Below are 15,760 nucleotides of genomic sequence, written 5' to 3'. Positions count from 1 at the left end.
GAGCCGGACGGCTCGCGTGCGAGACCCGAGCGTAAAAAAGTGGGATTTATCATCGCGCCGCCCATACCGCCCATGCCGCCCATACCGCCCATGCCGCCGCCCATACCGCCGCCGGGGCCGCCAGGGGCGTCGTCATCGTCGTCGTCGGAGCCGCCGCCCTTCATGTCGCCGGCGGCGATGACGTCGTCGATGCGCAGGATCATCACGGCCGCCTCGGTGGCGGACTCGACAGCCTGGGTCTTCACGCGGAGGGGCTCGACGACGCCGTTGTCCTTCATGTTGATGATGTCGCCCGTGTAGGCGTCCAGCCCGACGGTGGTGTCGCCGCCGTCGTGCTGGCTGCGGAGGTCGACCAGCGAGTCGATGGGGTCGAGACCGGCGTTCTCAGCGAGGGTGCGCGGGATGACGTCGATGGCGTCGGCGAAGGCCTCGACGGCGAGCTGCTCGCGGCCGCCGACGGAGTCGGCGTAGTCACGCAGGCCCAGCGAGAGCTGCGCTTCGGGTGCGCCCCCGCCGGGCACGACCTGCCCGTCCTCGAGGGTCACGCGGACGACGCCCAGCGCGTCGTCGACGGCGCGCTCGACCTCGTCGACGACGTGCTCGGTGCCGCCGCGGAGGACGAGGGTGACGGCCTTGGCGTCCTCGACGTCCTCGACGAAGATGCGCTCGTCGCCGGCGATCTCCTTCTGGGAGACCGAACCCGCGAAGCCGAGGTCGTCGGCGGAGATGTCGTCGATGTTCGAGACGATGCGGGCGCCCGTCGAGCGCGACAGCGCCTTGACGTCGGACTTCTTGGCGCGTCGAACGGCGAGGATGCCCTCCTGTGCGAGGTAGTGCTGGGCCATATCGTCGATGCCCTTCTGGCAGAAGACCACGTCGGCACCGGCCTCGGCGATCTTGTCGACCATCTCCTTGAGCTGCTGTTCCTCCTGATCGAGGAACTCCTGGAGCTGGTCGGGGTCGGTGACGTTGACCTCGGCGTCGATCTCGGTCTCCTGGACCTCGATGGCGGTGTCAAGCAGCGCGACGTTGGCGTCCTCGACACTGTAGGGCATGTTGTCGTGGACGCGCTCTTTGTCGACGATGACGCCCTCGACGAGTTCGGACTCCTCGATAGCGCCGCCGACGACGGTCTCGACGGAGACGTTGTCCGTGTCGACGCCGTCCTCGTCGGCGACCGACTGGACGGCCTGCACTAGCAGCGACGCCAGCGTGTCCTTGGCGGACTCGGCGCCCTTGCCCGTCATCGCCGTCTCGGCGATGGACTCGAGGATCTCGGTGTCGTCCTCGTCGACCTCGATGGCCATGTCCTCGAGGATCTCGGTGGCCTTCTCGGCGGCCTGACGGTACCCCTGTGCCAGGATCGTCGCGTGGATGTCCTGGTCCAGCAGGTCCTCGGCTTTGGCGAGGAGTTCACCGGCGATGACGACCGAGGTGGTCGTCCCGTCGCCGACCTCGTCCTCCTGGGTCTGGGCGACTTCGACGATCATGTTCGCCGCGGGGTGCTCGATGTCCATCTCGTCGAGGATGGTGACGCCGTCGTTGGTGACGACGACGTCGCCGGTGTCCCCGACGAGCATCTTGTCCATCCCCTTCGGACCCAGTGTGGTCCGGACGGACTCGGCGACGGCCTTCCCGGCCGTGATGTTCATGGACTGTGCGTCCTTCCCGGACGTTCGCTGGGAATCCTCCGAAAGTACGATGAGGGGCTGGTTACCCATCTGCTGAGCCATAGTCATCGCAAGGATTGAATGTCCTTCTATATAAAAGTGTCGTATCGTGGCACAAAGCGGCCGAACCGGGGTGGGTCAGACCGGGTGTGACAACGAGTACCGAGCGAGGGTTTAAATACTACTATTCGCGCCCCGTCGTCCGGCCAGTAGCGTCCCGCCGAGGGTGAGGACGGCGACGGCGGCCGCCGCCGCGAACACCGCCCGGACGCCGCCGAGGGGGACGGCGAGGCCGAACGCCAGCGGCGAGCAGAACTGGCCGAGATAGCCCGCCGAGGCGACGTAGGAACTCAGCGACCCTTGACGGTCGGGCGGCGCGAGCGCTTCGATCCACGCGAACGCGCTGGGAAACACCAGCCCGATGCCGAACCCGATGAGGACGACCGGCGCGGCGGCGGCGAGCGGCGTCGCGACGACCGCCGCCAGCGCGAACCCGACGGCCCACAGCGCCCCGGCGGCGGTGACCAGCCACGTCCGGCCCGCGCGGGCGACCAGTCGGTCGTAGACGGCCGCGACGACGCCGCCGGCCGCACCGTTGACCGCGAGGTACAGGCCGACGGTCAGCGTCGCGGTGACGCCGACCTCCCCGAGCAACTGCGGGTAGTAGACGACGACGGCGTACAACAGGAGGTTCGCGGTGAAATAGAGGAGGTACACTGCGGGGATGGTCGGCCGCTCGACGAACACCGCCGCCAGCCCGCGGAGCCGTGCCGACAGCGACGCGTCCGACCCGGCGGGCCGGCTGCGGTCGGTCGTCGGGATAGCGAGTACCGCCGCCAGCCCCAGCGGAATCGCCACGAGGTACACCGCGAAGGGGGCCTGCCACGACAGCGACCCCAGCGCCCCGCCGACCAGCGGCCAGACGGCCGCGCCGAGGCTGTTCGCACTGCTCCGGAGCCCCAGCGCCCGGTCCATCCGCCGACCTTCGTAGAGGGTGAACAGCAGCACCGTTATGCCGGTGTAGACGAACGCGACGCCGACGCCGAGAACGACCCGTGAGGCCAGCAACGGTAGGAAACTGTCGACGACCAGCCCCGCCCCGCCGCCGACGCCGTAGAGGCCGAGTCCGAGGACGAACGGCCGCCGGGGACCGATCCGGTCGATGATCGACCCCGCGACCGGGCTCACGAGGACGATCAGGATACCGTGCGTCGTGATGATGAGGCCCGCGAGCGCCCCCGAGACGCCGAGGCCGGCGCTGATCGACGGCACGACCGGCCCCAGAATCGCGCCAGCCATCACCGTCAGCGTGGCCGCGGCGAGGATCACGCCCAGCGTCGCTCGGGTCCGCCCGCTGTCGTGCATCTGCCGGGCGTTGTGACTCGACGGGCAACGGCGTTTCGAACTGCCTGTCCCGACCGCCGAGAGACGGCGGCCTCGGGACGCTGTCCCAACCGCCGCAGACGGCGGCCTCAGTACTCCATCCCGAACCGGCGGTGTCGGAGTTCCGGCGTAATCTTGATTCGCTCTACGTCCTGTCCGGTCCGGTACCAGACGAACGCTGCCCGGATGAACAGCTCCCGGCACTCGATGCGGACCTCCCGCGGGACGCCCTCGGAGTGTTCGTGGACGTCGGCGATGGCCGCGTCGGTGAACAGCGTCTGCTCTTGGCCCTCGTAGGCCTCGTCCCGGAAGTACGCCATCGAGCGGCCGATGTACTCGGCGATGTCCTCGGGGCTGAACGGCTGGATACCCTCGTAGTAGCGCAGTCGCGACCCCAGCGTCCCGCGGAGTTCGGCCACGCGGCGCTTGCCCTCGGGCGTCCCCATCAGGAACAGGCGCACGCCCATATCGCCGGCGACCTGCAGCGTCGACAGCAACTCCGCCGGCAGCACCTCTATCTCGTCGACGACGAGCAACAGCGTCTTCCCCGCCGCTCGAATCTCGTCGACAAGCGAGTGGACCGCGGCCTTGGCCTCCTCGGTGACCCACGGGACGCCGTTGCGAATCTGGTCGTACTCGTCGGTGTCTATCTCGTAGCCCGCCTCGGCGGCCGCACCGATCAGCGTCGCGTACAGCTTCCGCGGTGTCGTCTCTCTGGGATTGTCCAGATAGGCCACGATGAAGTCCTCGTGTTTCCCGAGGTCCCGGCGGACGATCTCGCGGAACGCGGTCTTGCCGGTCCCGTAGGGGCTGACCAGCCCGATGTGCTGTCCTGCAACAGCCAACTCGTCACCTGATTGAGCATCTCGGTGTCGTGGCGGACGTACAGCGGTTCGGGCATCTGGTCGAGGCTCGCCTCCTCGGTGAACGGCAGGTCCGTCACCTCCTCGGGGTCCCCGCCCAGCGCCTCCCCGAACGCCAGCAGTCGCTTCTCGACCTCCTGTAACTGATCGAGCAACACCCCCTCAGAGCGGGTGCTGTCCCGCTCGTCGTCCTCTTCCCGCAGCTGTCGGAGCCGTTCGACCACGTCGCCGACCCTGTCGCCGTCGGCGCGCGTCACGTCGACGCCCGAATCCGATTCCTCGGTCACTGTTGACTCCTTTCGGGAAGCGCCGTAGTGGGACTTTCGGTGTGCTCCAGCGGTCGCGCCCCTAGTCCGACTCCAGTTATCGACGTGTGAGAATAATCACAAACACCTTGTGGTCTGTTGTCGTCTCTCCCCTATGCGGGACCTATTCGGATGATTCACGTCCTCTCTGTCGCCGCCGACGACGACGCCCGTCGGGTACTCGACGCGGCGCTCACGACGACCGACGCGGCGGTCACCGAGCGGTCGCCCGACACTGCGGCCGACGCGGGGGCGGTCGATTGTCTCCTCTGGGGGTGTCCGATAGACGAGCGATTCGCCGCCGTCCGGCGGTCCCACCCGGATACCCCGACTGTCGCTGTCGTCCCCGAGAGCTGTTCGGACACGCTGACGACGGCGCTCGACGCGGGGGCGGCCGACGCCGTCGACGCCGCGACGCTCGCCGACCACCCGACGCTCCTCGGCCAGCGTCTCGCCGGCGTTCTCGCCTCGGAGACAGACCTCGACACGGCGACTGCCGAGGCGCATCCGGACCCGGAACGACACGTCGCCGACGCCGTCGTCCAGAACTTCCCGAACGGTGCCGTGACGCTCGTCGACCGGGACCTCCGGTACGCTCTCGCCGGCGGACGCCTGTTCGACCGACTGTCGGTCACGCCCGACGATGTCGTGGGCGCACACGTCAGGGCTGTCGGGTCGGGAGACCGCGACCAGTTCGTCGACTCCTACGAGGCCGCGCTCGACGGCCGGGAGACCGTCGTCGAAACGGTCGTCGAAGGCCGGACACTGGTCCATCGGACCGTCCCGGTCACCGACGGGTCCGGCCGCGTCACCTCCGCAGTCGGGATGACACAGGACGTCACCGAGCGAACGCGGCGGGAGTCCGAACTCTCCCGAAACCGGGAGTTCCTGCGGGAGATACAACACGTCGCCGCTATCGGTGGTTGGGAGGTCGACGACCAGTCCGAGACACTTCGCCTGACCGACGAGGTCTACCGGATATACGGGCTGTCCCCCGACCAGGACCTGTCTCTCGAGGACGCCATCGGGTTCTACCACCCGGACGACCGTGAGACGGTCCGAGAGGCGTACGAACGCCTCTTGTCGGCGGGCGAGAGCTACGACTTGGAGCTACGTATCGAGACTGCGGACGGCGACTGTCGCTGGATACGGACCCGGGGCGAGCCGTGGACCGACGACGACGGGACACAGATCGGAGCGCGAGGGACGTTTCAGGACGTGACCGACCGGCGCGAGCGCGAACGCGAACTCCGTCGGAAGAGCCGCGCCATCGAGGCGGCGCCGATAGGTATCACTATCTCGGACCCGTCCCGTGAGGACAACCCGCTTATCTACGCTAACCAGCAGTTCCACGACCGGACGGGCTACTCGCCCGAGGAAGCTATCGGTCGGAACTGCCGGTTCCTACAGGGGGAGGACACGGACCCCGAGACGGTCGCTCGCATCCGTGCGGCTATCGACGACGAACGACCGGTCACAGCCGAACTCCGCAACTACACGCGCGACGGGTCGATGTTCTGGAACCAACTCGAAGTCGCACCGGTGTGGGACGCAGACGGCGAACTGCTCAACTACGTCGGATTCCAGCGGGATGTCACCGAGCAGGTCGAGTACGAGCGCGCACTCGAGGAGTCCCGGAACCGGTACCGGACGCTCGTCGAGAACTTCCCGAACGGCGCGGTCGCGCTGGTCGATGCGGACCTCAGATACACGACCGTCGGCGGGACGCCGGTCGAGGAGGCCGAGGCGACGCCGGACGAACTCCGAGGGGCGCACGTCGCCGAGGTCCTCCCGGACGAACTCGCCGAGGTAGTGGTCCCCCACTACACCGCTGCCCTCGATGGCGCCCCCAGTTCCTTCGAGGAGACCATCGGCGACCGGATCTACCAGTTCCGTATCGTCCCGGTCCGGGCGGACGACGGATCGGTGTTCGCCGCGATGGGCGTCTCACAGGACGTGACCGAACAGCGCGAACGAGCGCGTGCGCTGGAAAAGCGTGAGCGGATCCTCCATCAACTCCACGTGGCGTCCCGGGAGTCGTACCCTCCGACCGCCGAGGCCGACGTCGCGACGTTCGTCGTCGAGTTCCTCGAGAACGCTTTCGGCTTCGAGTACGTCAGTGTCAGTCGATTCGACGAGCAAGACGGTGTCTTGCGACCACAGACCCGGTCCCTCCGTGTCGACGATGCGCCGGGTGCCTCGGGCGTCGTCTCTCCCGGTGACTCCCCGCTCTGGGACGCCTACCGGACGGGCGACTCCCGTCTGGTCGACCCGGCGGCCGCCGGTGCGTCTCTCGACCTCGCTGCTGACCGGATACTCGCGGTCCCCATCGGCGACTTCGGACTGATCGTGGTGGGCGACACCGACGACGAGGCGTTCGACGACGTCGACCGGGAACTGATAGAGGTGGTGGCGACGAACGCGGAGGCGGTACTCCAGAGCCTCCAGCGCGAACAGGCCCGGACGGAACTCGCGGGCAAACTGGACGAGCAGGAACAGGCCCTCGAGCAACTGCGCAGCATCGTCGAGACGATTCGGACCCTCCAGCGCCGCATCGCCGACAGCGACAGCCACGACGAACTCGAGGCCACTGTCTGTGACGAACTGCTCGAAGCCGACCGCGTCGACTTCGCGTGGATCGGCCACCCACAGACCGCCGACACCGACCTCACGGCGACGACGTGGGCCGGCGCGGGGAACGCGTACCTCGACGCCGTCCTGCAGGACGACGCCGAGAGCCTCCCCGCACGGCGGGCCGCCGCGGACCGAGAGCCACAGCGTGTCTCTCACATCGCCGAACACGTCCACGAGGGGGACTGGGCCAAAGAGGCGATGTCGGCGCAGTTCACGGCCGCGTTGAGCGTGCCACTGGTGTACGACGGCGTCCTGTACGGTGTCCTGTCGGTGTACTCCCGGTCGGACGAGGGGTTCGACGAGACGTACGAGGAACTGCTCGACGACGTCGGGTCCCTCGTGGTGACCTACAGCCGGATCCTCGAACAGCGGTACCCCGGCTCGAACCAGGAGTACACCGAACTCGTGTTCGACGTGGCCGACCGGACGTTCCCCTTACAGCGCCTCGCGGCCGAGACCGACACCGAAATCAGATACGACACTGTCGCCGAGACGATGGACGACGCGGTCCGGATTCTCGTCACGGTCGACGAGGGCGACGTCGGGTGCGTGCTGGACCGCGCACGCGAGAGTCCGAGCGTCCTCGACGCCCGGCGGTTCGGCAGCGGCGACGGCGACCAGTTGAGTCTCACGCTCGAACGCCCGTTCGTCGCCGCGGACATCGGGAAACACGGCGGTGAACTCGTGGGGGCCGTATCGGACCCGACGCGGACGCGACTCACCGTCACGCTCCCGCGAAACGTCTCGACCCGGCCGATATTCGACGCCCTGACGACCCGATTCGACGACATCGAGATGGCCGCCCAGCGCCAGCGGTCACGACGGACCGAGACGACGACCGACGACCTCACCGACCGACAGTTGGAGGTCCTGAACGCCGCCTACCACGGCGGGTACTACGAGATGCCCCGTGACGTGACGGGGTCGGACCTCGCGGCCGCGTTCGACATCTCGGGGCCGGCGGTGTCGAAACACCTCAGGGCGGCCCACCGAAAGGTCCTGACACAGTTTCTCGACACGAGGCAATAATCGGCCCTGATAACCACGGGTTAGACAGTTAACCGCCAGTATCGCCGAGCGGTTCCGTAGCGAACTGTCAGTCTGAACGTTACTGTCCCGCAACACCTACCTAGAGGGCATACATGTCACTACTAGACCAGATCAAGATAGACCGCCTCGACCTGCGGCCGAAACTCATCCTCGCGTTCGTCCTCGTGGCGGCGTTGGTCGCCCTGACAGGCGCCGTTGGGTACACCAGTGTGGGCACCGTCGACGCCGAACTCCACTCTATCGTCGAGGACGACGTCGCGGAGGCCGACGCCTCGATGGAGATGAAGTACGACCTCGAATCGGAGCGGCGTGCCCTGTTGGCGGTCGCCGCCGGTGATATGGACGCCGTCGAGGAGTACCGTGCTGCCGCCTCGGATTTCGAGGACCAGTACTCGAGACTCGTCGACCGTGACGACCTGACCGACGAACAGGAGCAACGTCTCTCGGAGATGCAACGCCAACACGAGACCGCTGGTGATACCGCCGAGGAGGTCATCACGGCGATGGAAGCCGGGAACGAGGACGCCGCACAACAGAAAGTAACCGAGGTCGACGACATATACGCGTCCCTCGAGGAGGATACGGTCGCCTTCGAGGAGGACGCGAACGAGAAGATGGCTGCCTCGGTCGCTGCCGCCGACGACACGACGAACCAGAGCCAACTGTTCATCCTCGGATTGAGTCTCTTCGCGTTCGCGGTGGCCATCGCTATCGGACTGTTCGTCGCGCAGCGCATCACCAAACCGATCACGGAACTGGAGGCGGCCTCCGTCGCGATGAGCGAGGGCGACCTGACGACCGAGGTCGAGGACCACCTCGAGAACGACGAACTCGGCCGGATGAGCGACGCCTTCAGCGAGATGCAGGCCAATATGCGCGAGGTGTTCACCGAGATAGACACGTTCAGCAACAACCTCGCCGCCGGCGACGACGCACTCCAGACCCGCGACCGGAAGACCGACCTCCCCGGGAGCTACGGCGAGATTATGACGAATCTCGACCGCGGTGCGACCCAGATGGTCGGCGGCTTCGAGGAGATTCGCTCGGCCAGTCAGGACCTCCAGAACGGCCGACTCGACCGGGAGATAGACACCGACCGACCCGGCAACTACGGCGAGATACTGACGACGTTCGACGACGGGATGGAGACGCTCTCGGAGAGCTTCGAGGAGATATCCCACGCGAGCGCCCGGCTCAAAGACGGCGACCTCGACCAGCGACTCGACACCGACCAGCCCGGGGAGTACGGCGACGCGCTCTCGGACCTGCAAGCCGGCGTCGAACAACTGGGTGACAGTATCGAGTCCGTCCAGTCCATCGCCACGGAGGTCGCCGCGTCGAGCGAGGAGGTCACCGCCAGTGCCGAGGAGATAGAGGCCGCGAGCGAGGAGGTCGCGACCTCAGTCGAGGAGATATCCCACGGCGCGGAACTCCAGAGTGAGAACCTCGAGGAAGTCGCCAGCGAGATGAACGATATGTCCGCGACCGTCGAGGAGATAGCCTCCTCCTCCGAGGAGGTGGCCGCGACTGCGACGACCGCCGTCGAACGGGGCGAGACGGGCCGTGAACACGCCGCCGACGCCTCCGAGGAGATAGCGGCCATCGAATCGACGGCCGTGGAGGCCACCGATCAGGTCCAGACCCTCGAGGCGAAGATGGACGAGATAGGCGAGATAGTCGAGATGATAACCAACATCGCCGAGCAGACGAACATGCTCGCGCTCAACGCGTCTATCGAGGCCGCGCGGGCGGGCGAGGCCGGCGAGGGCTTCGGCGTCGTCGCAAACGAGATAAAGTCACTCGCCGAGGAGGCCGCACAGGCGACCACCGAAATCGAAGCCCGTATCGACGAGGTCCAGTCGACGACCGACGAGACGGTCGACGAGATGGAGGAGATGCGTGCCCGCGTCGAAGCCGGCTCCGACACCATCGAGGACGCAATCGACATGTTCGACGACATCGCCAACGCCGTCCAGGAGGCAGAGGGCGGGATTCGCGAAATAAGCGACGCGACCGACGACCAGGCCGCCTCCAGCGAAGAGGTCGTCTCGATGGTCGACGAGGTGTCGGGCGTGAGCCAACAGACCAGCGCCGAAGCGAGCAACGTCTCCGCCGCGACCGAGGAACAGGCGTCCTCGCTCTCTGAGGCCTCACAGAATCTCCAGCAACTCTCGGGACTGGCCGACACGCTCCACGACGAGGTGTCGGACTTCGAGACCGGGACCGACCTGCAGGACGCACACACCGACCCGTCGACTAGCCAACCCACCCCCGAGGCCGCCAACGACTCCGAACCCGAGGCCGCCGCCGACTCCGATTCCGGACCGACCGTCCTCGACCCGGAGACGAGTCTCACTCCGCCGACGAACGGCAACGGGTCCGGCGACGGGGACCGACCACCCCGGAGGGAACACTGATGTCCGGTGGCACTGCGACGGTCGACGCCCCCGAGCAGGTACTGGTCTTCTCGCTCGGGGCCGACCGGTTCTGCGTCGGTATCGACCGCATCGACGAAATCGTCGAGGCGGACACGGTGAGTTCGCTCCCGGGCGCCCCGCCCCTCGTCGAAGGCGTGATGAACCTGCGTGGCGAGACGACGACCGTCATCGACCCGTCGTCGGTCCTCGACGGTGACTCGACGGCTACGACCCGGCAGGTCATCATCTTCGACACCGACGACGACCGGAAGGTCGGATGGCTCGTCGACCGGGTCCACCGCGTCGAGGACCTCGCCGACCCGGAGACCGAGCCGGTCGAGGACAACCAGTACGTCGAGGGTATCCTGCAGACGGACGACGGGTTCGTCCTCTGGGTCGCCCCCGGTCCCGTCCACAGTCGACTCGACTAGTCTCGCCGGTCCCCTCGTCGCTCGTCGGTCGAGCCCGGTCACCGGCGTCCCGCACGTTGAAAAGAGCGACGACCGCCCGCTGTGACTCGCCTATCCGGTGAACTGGTGGTACTCCAGCCCTTGGTGTTTCATCTCGTTGTGCTTGCGTTCGAGGAACGAGTACACCGAGCCGTGGGGTGCGCCCTCGATGATCATCTCGGCGGCCTCGCGGGCGGCCTCGACCTGTTCGGGCCCGCCGATCATCGCGAACGTCGACCCGTAGATGGCGACCGACGCGCCGGTCAACTCCTCCATCAACTCCCGCGTGCGGCCGTCCTCGCCGATGAGCCGCCCCTTGATCCGTTTGAGGTCGTTTTTGTTCCGGGCGATGTCGCCGACATCGATGAGATCGAACAGCATCATATCGTCCTCCAGAAGCCGAAAGGCGTCTTCGGGCGTGAACCCGCGCCCGATGGCCTTGACGATGTCGGGACCGTTCAGTGCCGCCAGCGGGTCGCCCACGGACTCGACTTTGACCGACCCGGTCTCGCTGTCGATGTCCAGTCGCACCTCCGCGCGCTGTTCGATCTCGCGCATCGTCTCACCCCCTTCGCCGATGAGAACGCCGATCCGATCCTGCGGAATCGTCACGTGTTGCATAAACGGCCGTATGCGACCGCACAGGATAAGTGTTCGGCACTCACCACCGGTAGGAATTTGTCGCTGGCGCGAGCGCAGTGGCGTATGCAACGGCCCTCCAGACGCGCGTTCATCGCCGGCGCGTTCACCGCCACGGCGGGACTCGCTGGCTGTTCGATCCCCGGCGAAGCGGTGACCGACCGCACCTCCCGGACCGTCGAGGCGACCGGCGGCACACCGCTGATCGTCGAGAACACAAACGGCGCGGTCAGCGTCACCGACGGCGCCACCGACGGCATCGAGATGACGATCACGAAACGCACCCGCTACGGCGAGGACCTCCTCTCGGCGGTCACCGTCGACAGCGACACGACCGACGACCGGACCCGAATCGAGACGGTCGTCGGCGACGTCCCGAACGACGCCAGCGTCGCCGTCGACCTCGACCTCACGCTCCCCGACGACGTCCCCGTCGAGCGTCTCCGGACCCGGAACGGCGACGTCTCGGCGACCGACGTGGCCGGCGACGCGACGCTGACGACGACCAACGGCCGCGTCCGCGCGGACGGTGTCGACGGGTTCCTGACGCTGCGCTCGACCAACGGCACCGTCGAAGCCCGGGACGTGGGCGGCATCGACGATGTCGAGACGACCAACGGCGAGGTGGACGTCGAGGTGCCCGCCGTCCGCGGGGACACCACCGTCGAGACGACCAACGGGCCGATCAGGGTCGCCGTCCCCGACGACCTCGACGCCGTGGTCGACCTCCAGACGACGAACGGCGACGTGGGGTACAGCGGCCTCGCCCTCGACGTCGACATCGACCGGACGACGCGCCTCCGCGGGACCCTCGGCGAGGGCGGGAATACGCTCACCGCCGAGACGACCAACGGCGACGTCCGCCTCCGCCCGATCTGAGCCTCAGAGGCGACCCTGTAACTGCCGGGTCGTCACGGCCGCCCCGACGGCGACGACTATCGCCACACCCGCCTTCACGGCCGCGCTTATCGGGTCCTCGGCCAGCAGTTCGTACCCCTGTGCGAGCACCAGAAAGGAGAGGCCGCCGATGACACCCCACAGCAGCACCTCCTTGGTGGCCGGTCTCATCGCGTCGCGACGGCCTCTATCTCCACGTCGACGCCCTTCGGGAGCGCCGCGACTTCGACGGCGCTGCGGGCCGGCGGGTCCGACTCGAAAAAGCCCTCGTAGGTGTCGTTCATCGCGTCGAACTGCTCTACGTCGGTCATGTAGACGGTCACCTTCAGTACGTCGCCCATGCTCGACCCCGCCTCTTCGAGTATCGCGGCGACGTTCTCTAAGGCCTGCTCGGTCTGGACGTCGATGGCCGCACCGTCGAGCAAGTCGCCGTCGGGCGTCATCGGTATCTGCCCGGCGGTGAACACCATATCGTCCGTCGCCGTCGCCTGACTGTACGCTCCGACCGCCGCCGGGGCCGCGTCGGTACTGACGATGTCTCTCATACTCTTTACCCCGCCCGGCAGGGGCATAAAAACACCGCGGCGGGAAGCGCCCGATTTATTCGCGCCGGCCGCGAGGTGGCGGTATGGAGCTGAACGCGCGGTTTCTGTACGGTATCGGGCTGTTCGTCCTCGGGGCCGGCAACGCCGTCTTCTCGGCCGGGCAACTGCTGGAGGGGGAGATGTCGCGGCTGCTCGCCCTGCTGGTCGGTATTATGGGCGTCACGCTGCTCGGTATCGGTGGGCTGATCGCCGTCGACTCGGACCGCGTCGCCGCGCCGTCGCTGTCGGACCGCACCCTGTTGGCTATCGCCGCCGTCGGGGTCCTCGTCGGCCTGTTTCTGGGCCTCGGCGGCGTCGGCCTGCTGCTCACCGCTTGATCAGCGTTCGGCGCAGAAATCGACGAAGTTCCGGAGGATGCGCAGGCCCGTGTCGCCGCTTTTCTCGGGGTGGAACTGTGTCCCGAAGACGTTGCCCGCCTCGTTGGCGACGACGCTGGCGAACTCCGTCCCGTAGTCGGTGCTCGCCACCACGCGTCGTCGTCCTCGGGGTCGGCGTAGTAGGAGTGGACGAAGTAGGCGTGTTCGCCGTCGACGCCGTCGAGTAGCGGGTGGTCGCGCTGGACGTCGAGTTCGTTCCAGCCCATATGCGGGACCTTCCGGTCGCCGTCGAATCGCCGGTTCGCGCCGGGGATCAGGTCCAGCCCTTCGGCCCCGCCCTCGCCGGCGTGTTCGGCCTCCTCGCTCGTCGTCAACAGCATCTGCATCCCCAGACAGATACCGAACAGCGGCGTCCCGGACTCGGCCTCCTCGACCAACGTCTCCCGGAAGGGGCCGGCGTTGTCCATACCCTCCGAGAACGCTCCGACGCCGGGGAGGACGATGCCGTCGGCGGCCGCGAGGGCGTCGGGGTCGCCGCTCACCTCGACGCTCGCGTCCGCCCGTTCGAGGCCGCGGGTGACGCTCCGGAGGTTCCCGAGGCCGTAGTCGACGACCACCACGTCCGCGGTGGTCTGGCGTGTGCTGCTCATACCGGCCGTTCGAGAGGCGGGGGGAAGTCCCTTTCTGTCGCCACCAGCGTTGCCGCCCGGTCCTCACGCTGTGTAGGTTCTGATCGTCTCGATCCGCTCGCCCTCGAAGGCGAACACGTCGACGAACCCGAACAGGCGGTCGCCCGACGCCGACAGGAGGTGCCCCTCGACGGCGACCGACGTACCGTCGGCGTAGACGCCGTCGAGGACGTGGTCGGTGTCTTTCTGGGGTCGCTCCTCGCACATAAACCGGACGAACCGGTCCGGTCCCGAAAGCGTCCGGTCCGGGCGGACGTGCTCGAAGCCGTCGGCGAGCAGCGACCGGAGGCGGTCGTACTCGTCGTCGTCGATGGCTCGGTAGTACGTCCGCGCGACCGTCTCGCGGTCTTCCATACCGACCGCTTGGGACGGCCCCGTGGAGAAACCGACGGTTCGGTCACTCCCCGTCGTCCTGCAGTTCGGCGGCGATATCCGCGACCTCCTCGTCGCTGCGTCCGCGTCGTCCTCGCCGTCGTTCTGGGCCTCCAGTTCCGCGGCTATCTCGGCGACCTCCTCGTCGCTGACATCCTCCTCCGGGTCGGTCTTCTCGCTGACCGACTCGCGGGTCTCTTCGACCGACGGTGGCTGTTCGTCTGGCGCGACCTCACCGACGGCGTCGGCGATTTGGTCTTCGCCGGCCCCCTCGGGACCGCCCATCTCGACGCCCTCGCCGCCGTACTCGCGGGCCCGCCGCGCGGCCTCGGTCGCTGGTCCCCCGGGGTCGCTCTCGCCGTCGGTCGCGTCCTCGCCCGCGTCGGCTTCGATGCGGTCGACGTCGAGGTCGACGCCGCCGGCCGCGGCCGCGCCGCCGTCGTCTTCAGTCGCCTGTTGTTCCCGGACCCGGTCCATGACCGATGTCTCCTCCTCGCCGATGGTCACCTCGCCGTCCTCGACCACTATCTTCCCGGGGCCGACGGGTTCGTCCATCGTCCGGGCGCTGGTCAGCGGCGACTCGGCGTCGTCGCGGTACTCCTCGCCGGCGGCCCCGTTGCCGCTCGAATATTCGTCGGCGGAGTCGGCCAGCCAGTCCGCGGCCTGCCACAGCGACTGGGCTTTGAGACGCGCTTCCTCGAAGGGGCCGTTCAACACGCCGGCGTCCGAGAAGCGCAACGCTGTGTCGAACTCGTCTTCGGCCTCCTCGAACTCCTCGCGTGCCCGCTCGAAATCCTTCCGGGCGGTCATCCAGTCGTGGTCGCCGTAGGCGTTCATCGCGCTGGTGAACGCCCGCCGGCCCTCGACGTAGTGGGCGTGGCCGACCTTGTACCGCGAGACGGCCGTCGAGTCGCCGCCCACGGCCGCGATGGCCGACCGGATCGGATCGACGTTCGGCAACTCCCGGAGGTCCTCGGTCGCCCACGAGTACTGGATCTCGCCGTGGAGGTCGACGACGAACACCGCCCGGTCGATCAGGTAGCCGTCGCTCTCGTCCTCCCGGGTCACGCCGTAGGCCTCGGCCACCTCGCGGCGGGTGTCGCTCAAAAGCGGGACGTTCAGGTCGTAGGCCGAGGCGAACTGTCGGTGGCTGTAGACGCTGTCGGGCGAGATGCCCAGTATCGTCACGTCCTTCTGCATCGTGAATAGATCCAGTTCCCCGAGGTCGCTGCCGTCTTCGTCACAGGCCGGATTGAAGTCCGCAGGGTAGAACGCGAGGACGACGACGTCGTCGCCGACGTAGTCACTCAGGGACTGCCGCGTCACGTCCTGACCGACCGTCGCCGGGAGTTCGAACCCGGGCGCCTCGTCCCCCGGTTGAAGCATTACACCATACAAGCGTGTACGGATAGTTAAGACGCCCGGCCGGTTTCGCCGCCTGATAGCGCCGGGGTTTTGTCCGCGCTCGCC

The 15,760-nt window shown here is 67.5% G+C and carries 11 protein-coding genes and 2 pseudogenes; 5 read left to right on the top strand and 8 right to left on the bottom strand.

The window, feature by feature from the left end:
* From thsA to GJ629_RS02855, 3 genes and pseudogenes are all read right to left on the bottom strand, one after another.
* On the bottom strand, positions 1-1,721 hold a 1,721-nt coding region (gene thsA / locus GJ629_RS02865), incomplete at its 3' end, for a thermosome subunit alpha (RefSeq protein WP_157511662.1).
* Positions 1,722-1,844: 123 nt separating this feature from the next.
* The gene (locus GJ629_RS02860) at positions 1,845-3,035 is read right to left on the bottom strand and encodes an MFS transporter (protein WP_157511659.1); all 1,191 of its coding nucleotides are present in this window, start codon (positions 3,033-3,035) and stop codon (positions 1,845-1,847) included.
* Between the two features lie 107 nt (positions 3,036-3,142).
* Positions 3,143-4,173: pseudogene (locus tag GJ629_RS02855) on the bottom strand (AAA family ATPase).
* A gap of 180 nt (positions 4,174-4,353) precedes the next feature.
* On the opposite strand from GJ629_RS02855, the gene GJ629_RS02850 reads away from it, so the two are divergent.
* From GJ629_RS02850 to GJ629_RS02840, 3 genes are all read left to right on the top strand, one after another.
* Positions 4,354-7,884 (top strand): PAS domain S-box protein, encoded by a 3,531-nt coding sequence (locus tag GJ629_RS02850; RefSeq protein ID WP_157511658.1) that lies wholly within the window; start codon positions 4,354-4,356, stop codon positions 7,882-7,884.
* A gap of 113 nt (positions 7,885-7,997) precedes the next feature.
* Complete coding sequence (locus GJ629_RS02845) at positions 7,998-10,322, top strand: methyl-accepting chemotaxis protein (protein ID WP_157511657.1); 2,325 nt, start codon at positions 7,998-8,000, stop codon at positions 10,320-10,322.
* Positions 10,322-10,753, top strand: coding sequence for a chemotaxis protein CheW (locus tag GJ629_RS02840; RefSeq protein ID WP_157511656.1), 432 nt, complete (start codon positions 10,322-10,324; stop codon positions 10,751-10,753). Before GJ629_RS02845 ends, GJ629_RS02840 begins: the two co-directional genes overlap by 1 nt.
* 90 nt (positions 10,754-10,843) lie before the next feature.
* Here the strand turns inward: GJ629_RS02840 and GJ629_RS02835 are convergent, their stop codons facing one another.
* On the bottom strand, positions 10,844-11,392 hold the full coding sequence (locus tag GJ629_RS02835; RefSeq protein WP_157511655.1) for a pre-rRNA-processing protein PNO1: 549 nt from the start codon (positions 11,390-11,392) through the stop codon (positions 10,844-10,846).
* 84 nt (positions 11,393-11,476) lie between these two features.
* Between GJ629_RS02835 and GJ629_RS02830 the strand changes: the two genes are divergently transcribed.
* Positions 11,477-12,289, top strand: a complete 813-nt coding sequence (locus GJ629_RS02830; protein WP_157511654.1) for a DUF4097 family beta strand repeat-containing protein — start codon at positions 11,477-11,479, stop codon at positions 12,287-12,289.
* A 3-nt stretch (positions 12,290-12,292) separates the two neighbouring features.
* Here GJ629_RS02830 and GJ629_RS02825 read toward each other — a convergent pair whose 3' ends face one another.
* Both GJ629_RS02825 and GJ629_RS02820 read right to left on the bottom strand, forming a co-directional pair.
* Complete coding sequence (locus GJ629_RS02825; protein WP_157511653.1) at positions 12,293-12,478, bottom strand: hypothetical protein; 186 nt, start codon at positions 12,476-12,478, stop codon at positions 12,293-12,295.
* Positions 12,475-12,852, bottom strand: a complete 378-nt coding sequence (locus tag GJ629_RS02820; RefSeq protein WP_157511652.1) for a Rid family detoxifying hydrolase — start codon at positions 12,850-12,852, stop codon at positions 12,475-12,477. The genes GJ629_RS02825 and GJ629_RS02820 overlap by 4 nt, the downstream gene beginning before the upstream one ends.
* 83 nt (positions 12,853-12,935) lie before the next feature.
* On the opposite strand from GJ629_RS02820, the gene GJ629_RS02815 reads away from it, so the two are divergent.
* The gene (locus GJ629_RS02815) at positions 12,936-13,229 is read left to right on the top strand and encodes a hypothetical protein (protein WP_157511651.1); all 294 of its coding nucleotides are present in this window, start codon (positions 12,936-12,938) and stop codon (positions 13,227-13,229) included.
* On the opposite strand, the pseudogene hisH reads toward GJ629_RS02815, so the two are convergent.
* A pseudogene (gene hisH / locus GJ629_RS02810) lies at positions 13,230-13,879 on the bottom strand (imidazole glycerol phosphate synthase subunit HisH). It abuts the gene before it with no gap.
* A 63-nt stretch (positions 13,880-13,942) separates the two neighbouring features.
* Positions 13,943-15,676, bottom strand: a complete 1,734-nt coding sequence (locus tag GJ629_RS17830) for a redoxin domain-containing protein (protein WP_370515766.1) — start codon at positions 15,674-15,676, stop codon at positions 13,943-13,945.
* Positions 15,677-15,760 lie beyond the last annotated feature (84 nt).

Origin of the sequence: Halapricum sp. CBA1109 (assembly GCF_009741825.1) — an archaeon.
Taxonomy (GTDB): Archaea; Halobacteriota; Halobacteria; order Halobacteriales; family Haloarculaceae; genus Halapricum.
The sequence above is the reverse complement of the archived record's forward strand: the minus strand, read 5'-3'. Positions and strand labels throughout refer to the sequence as shown.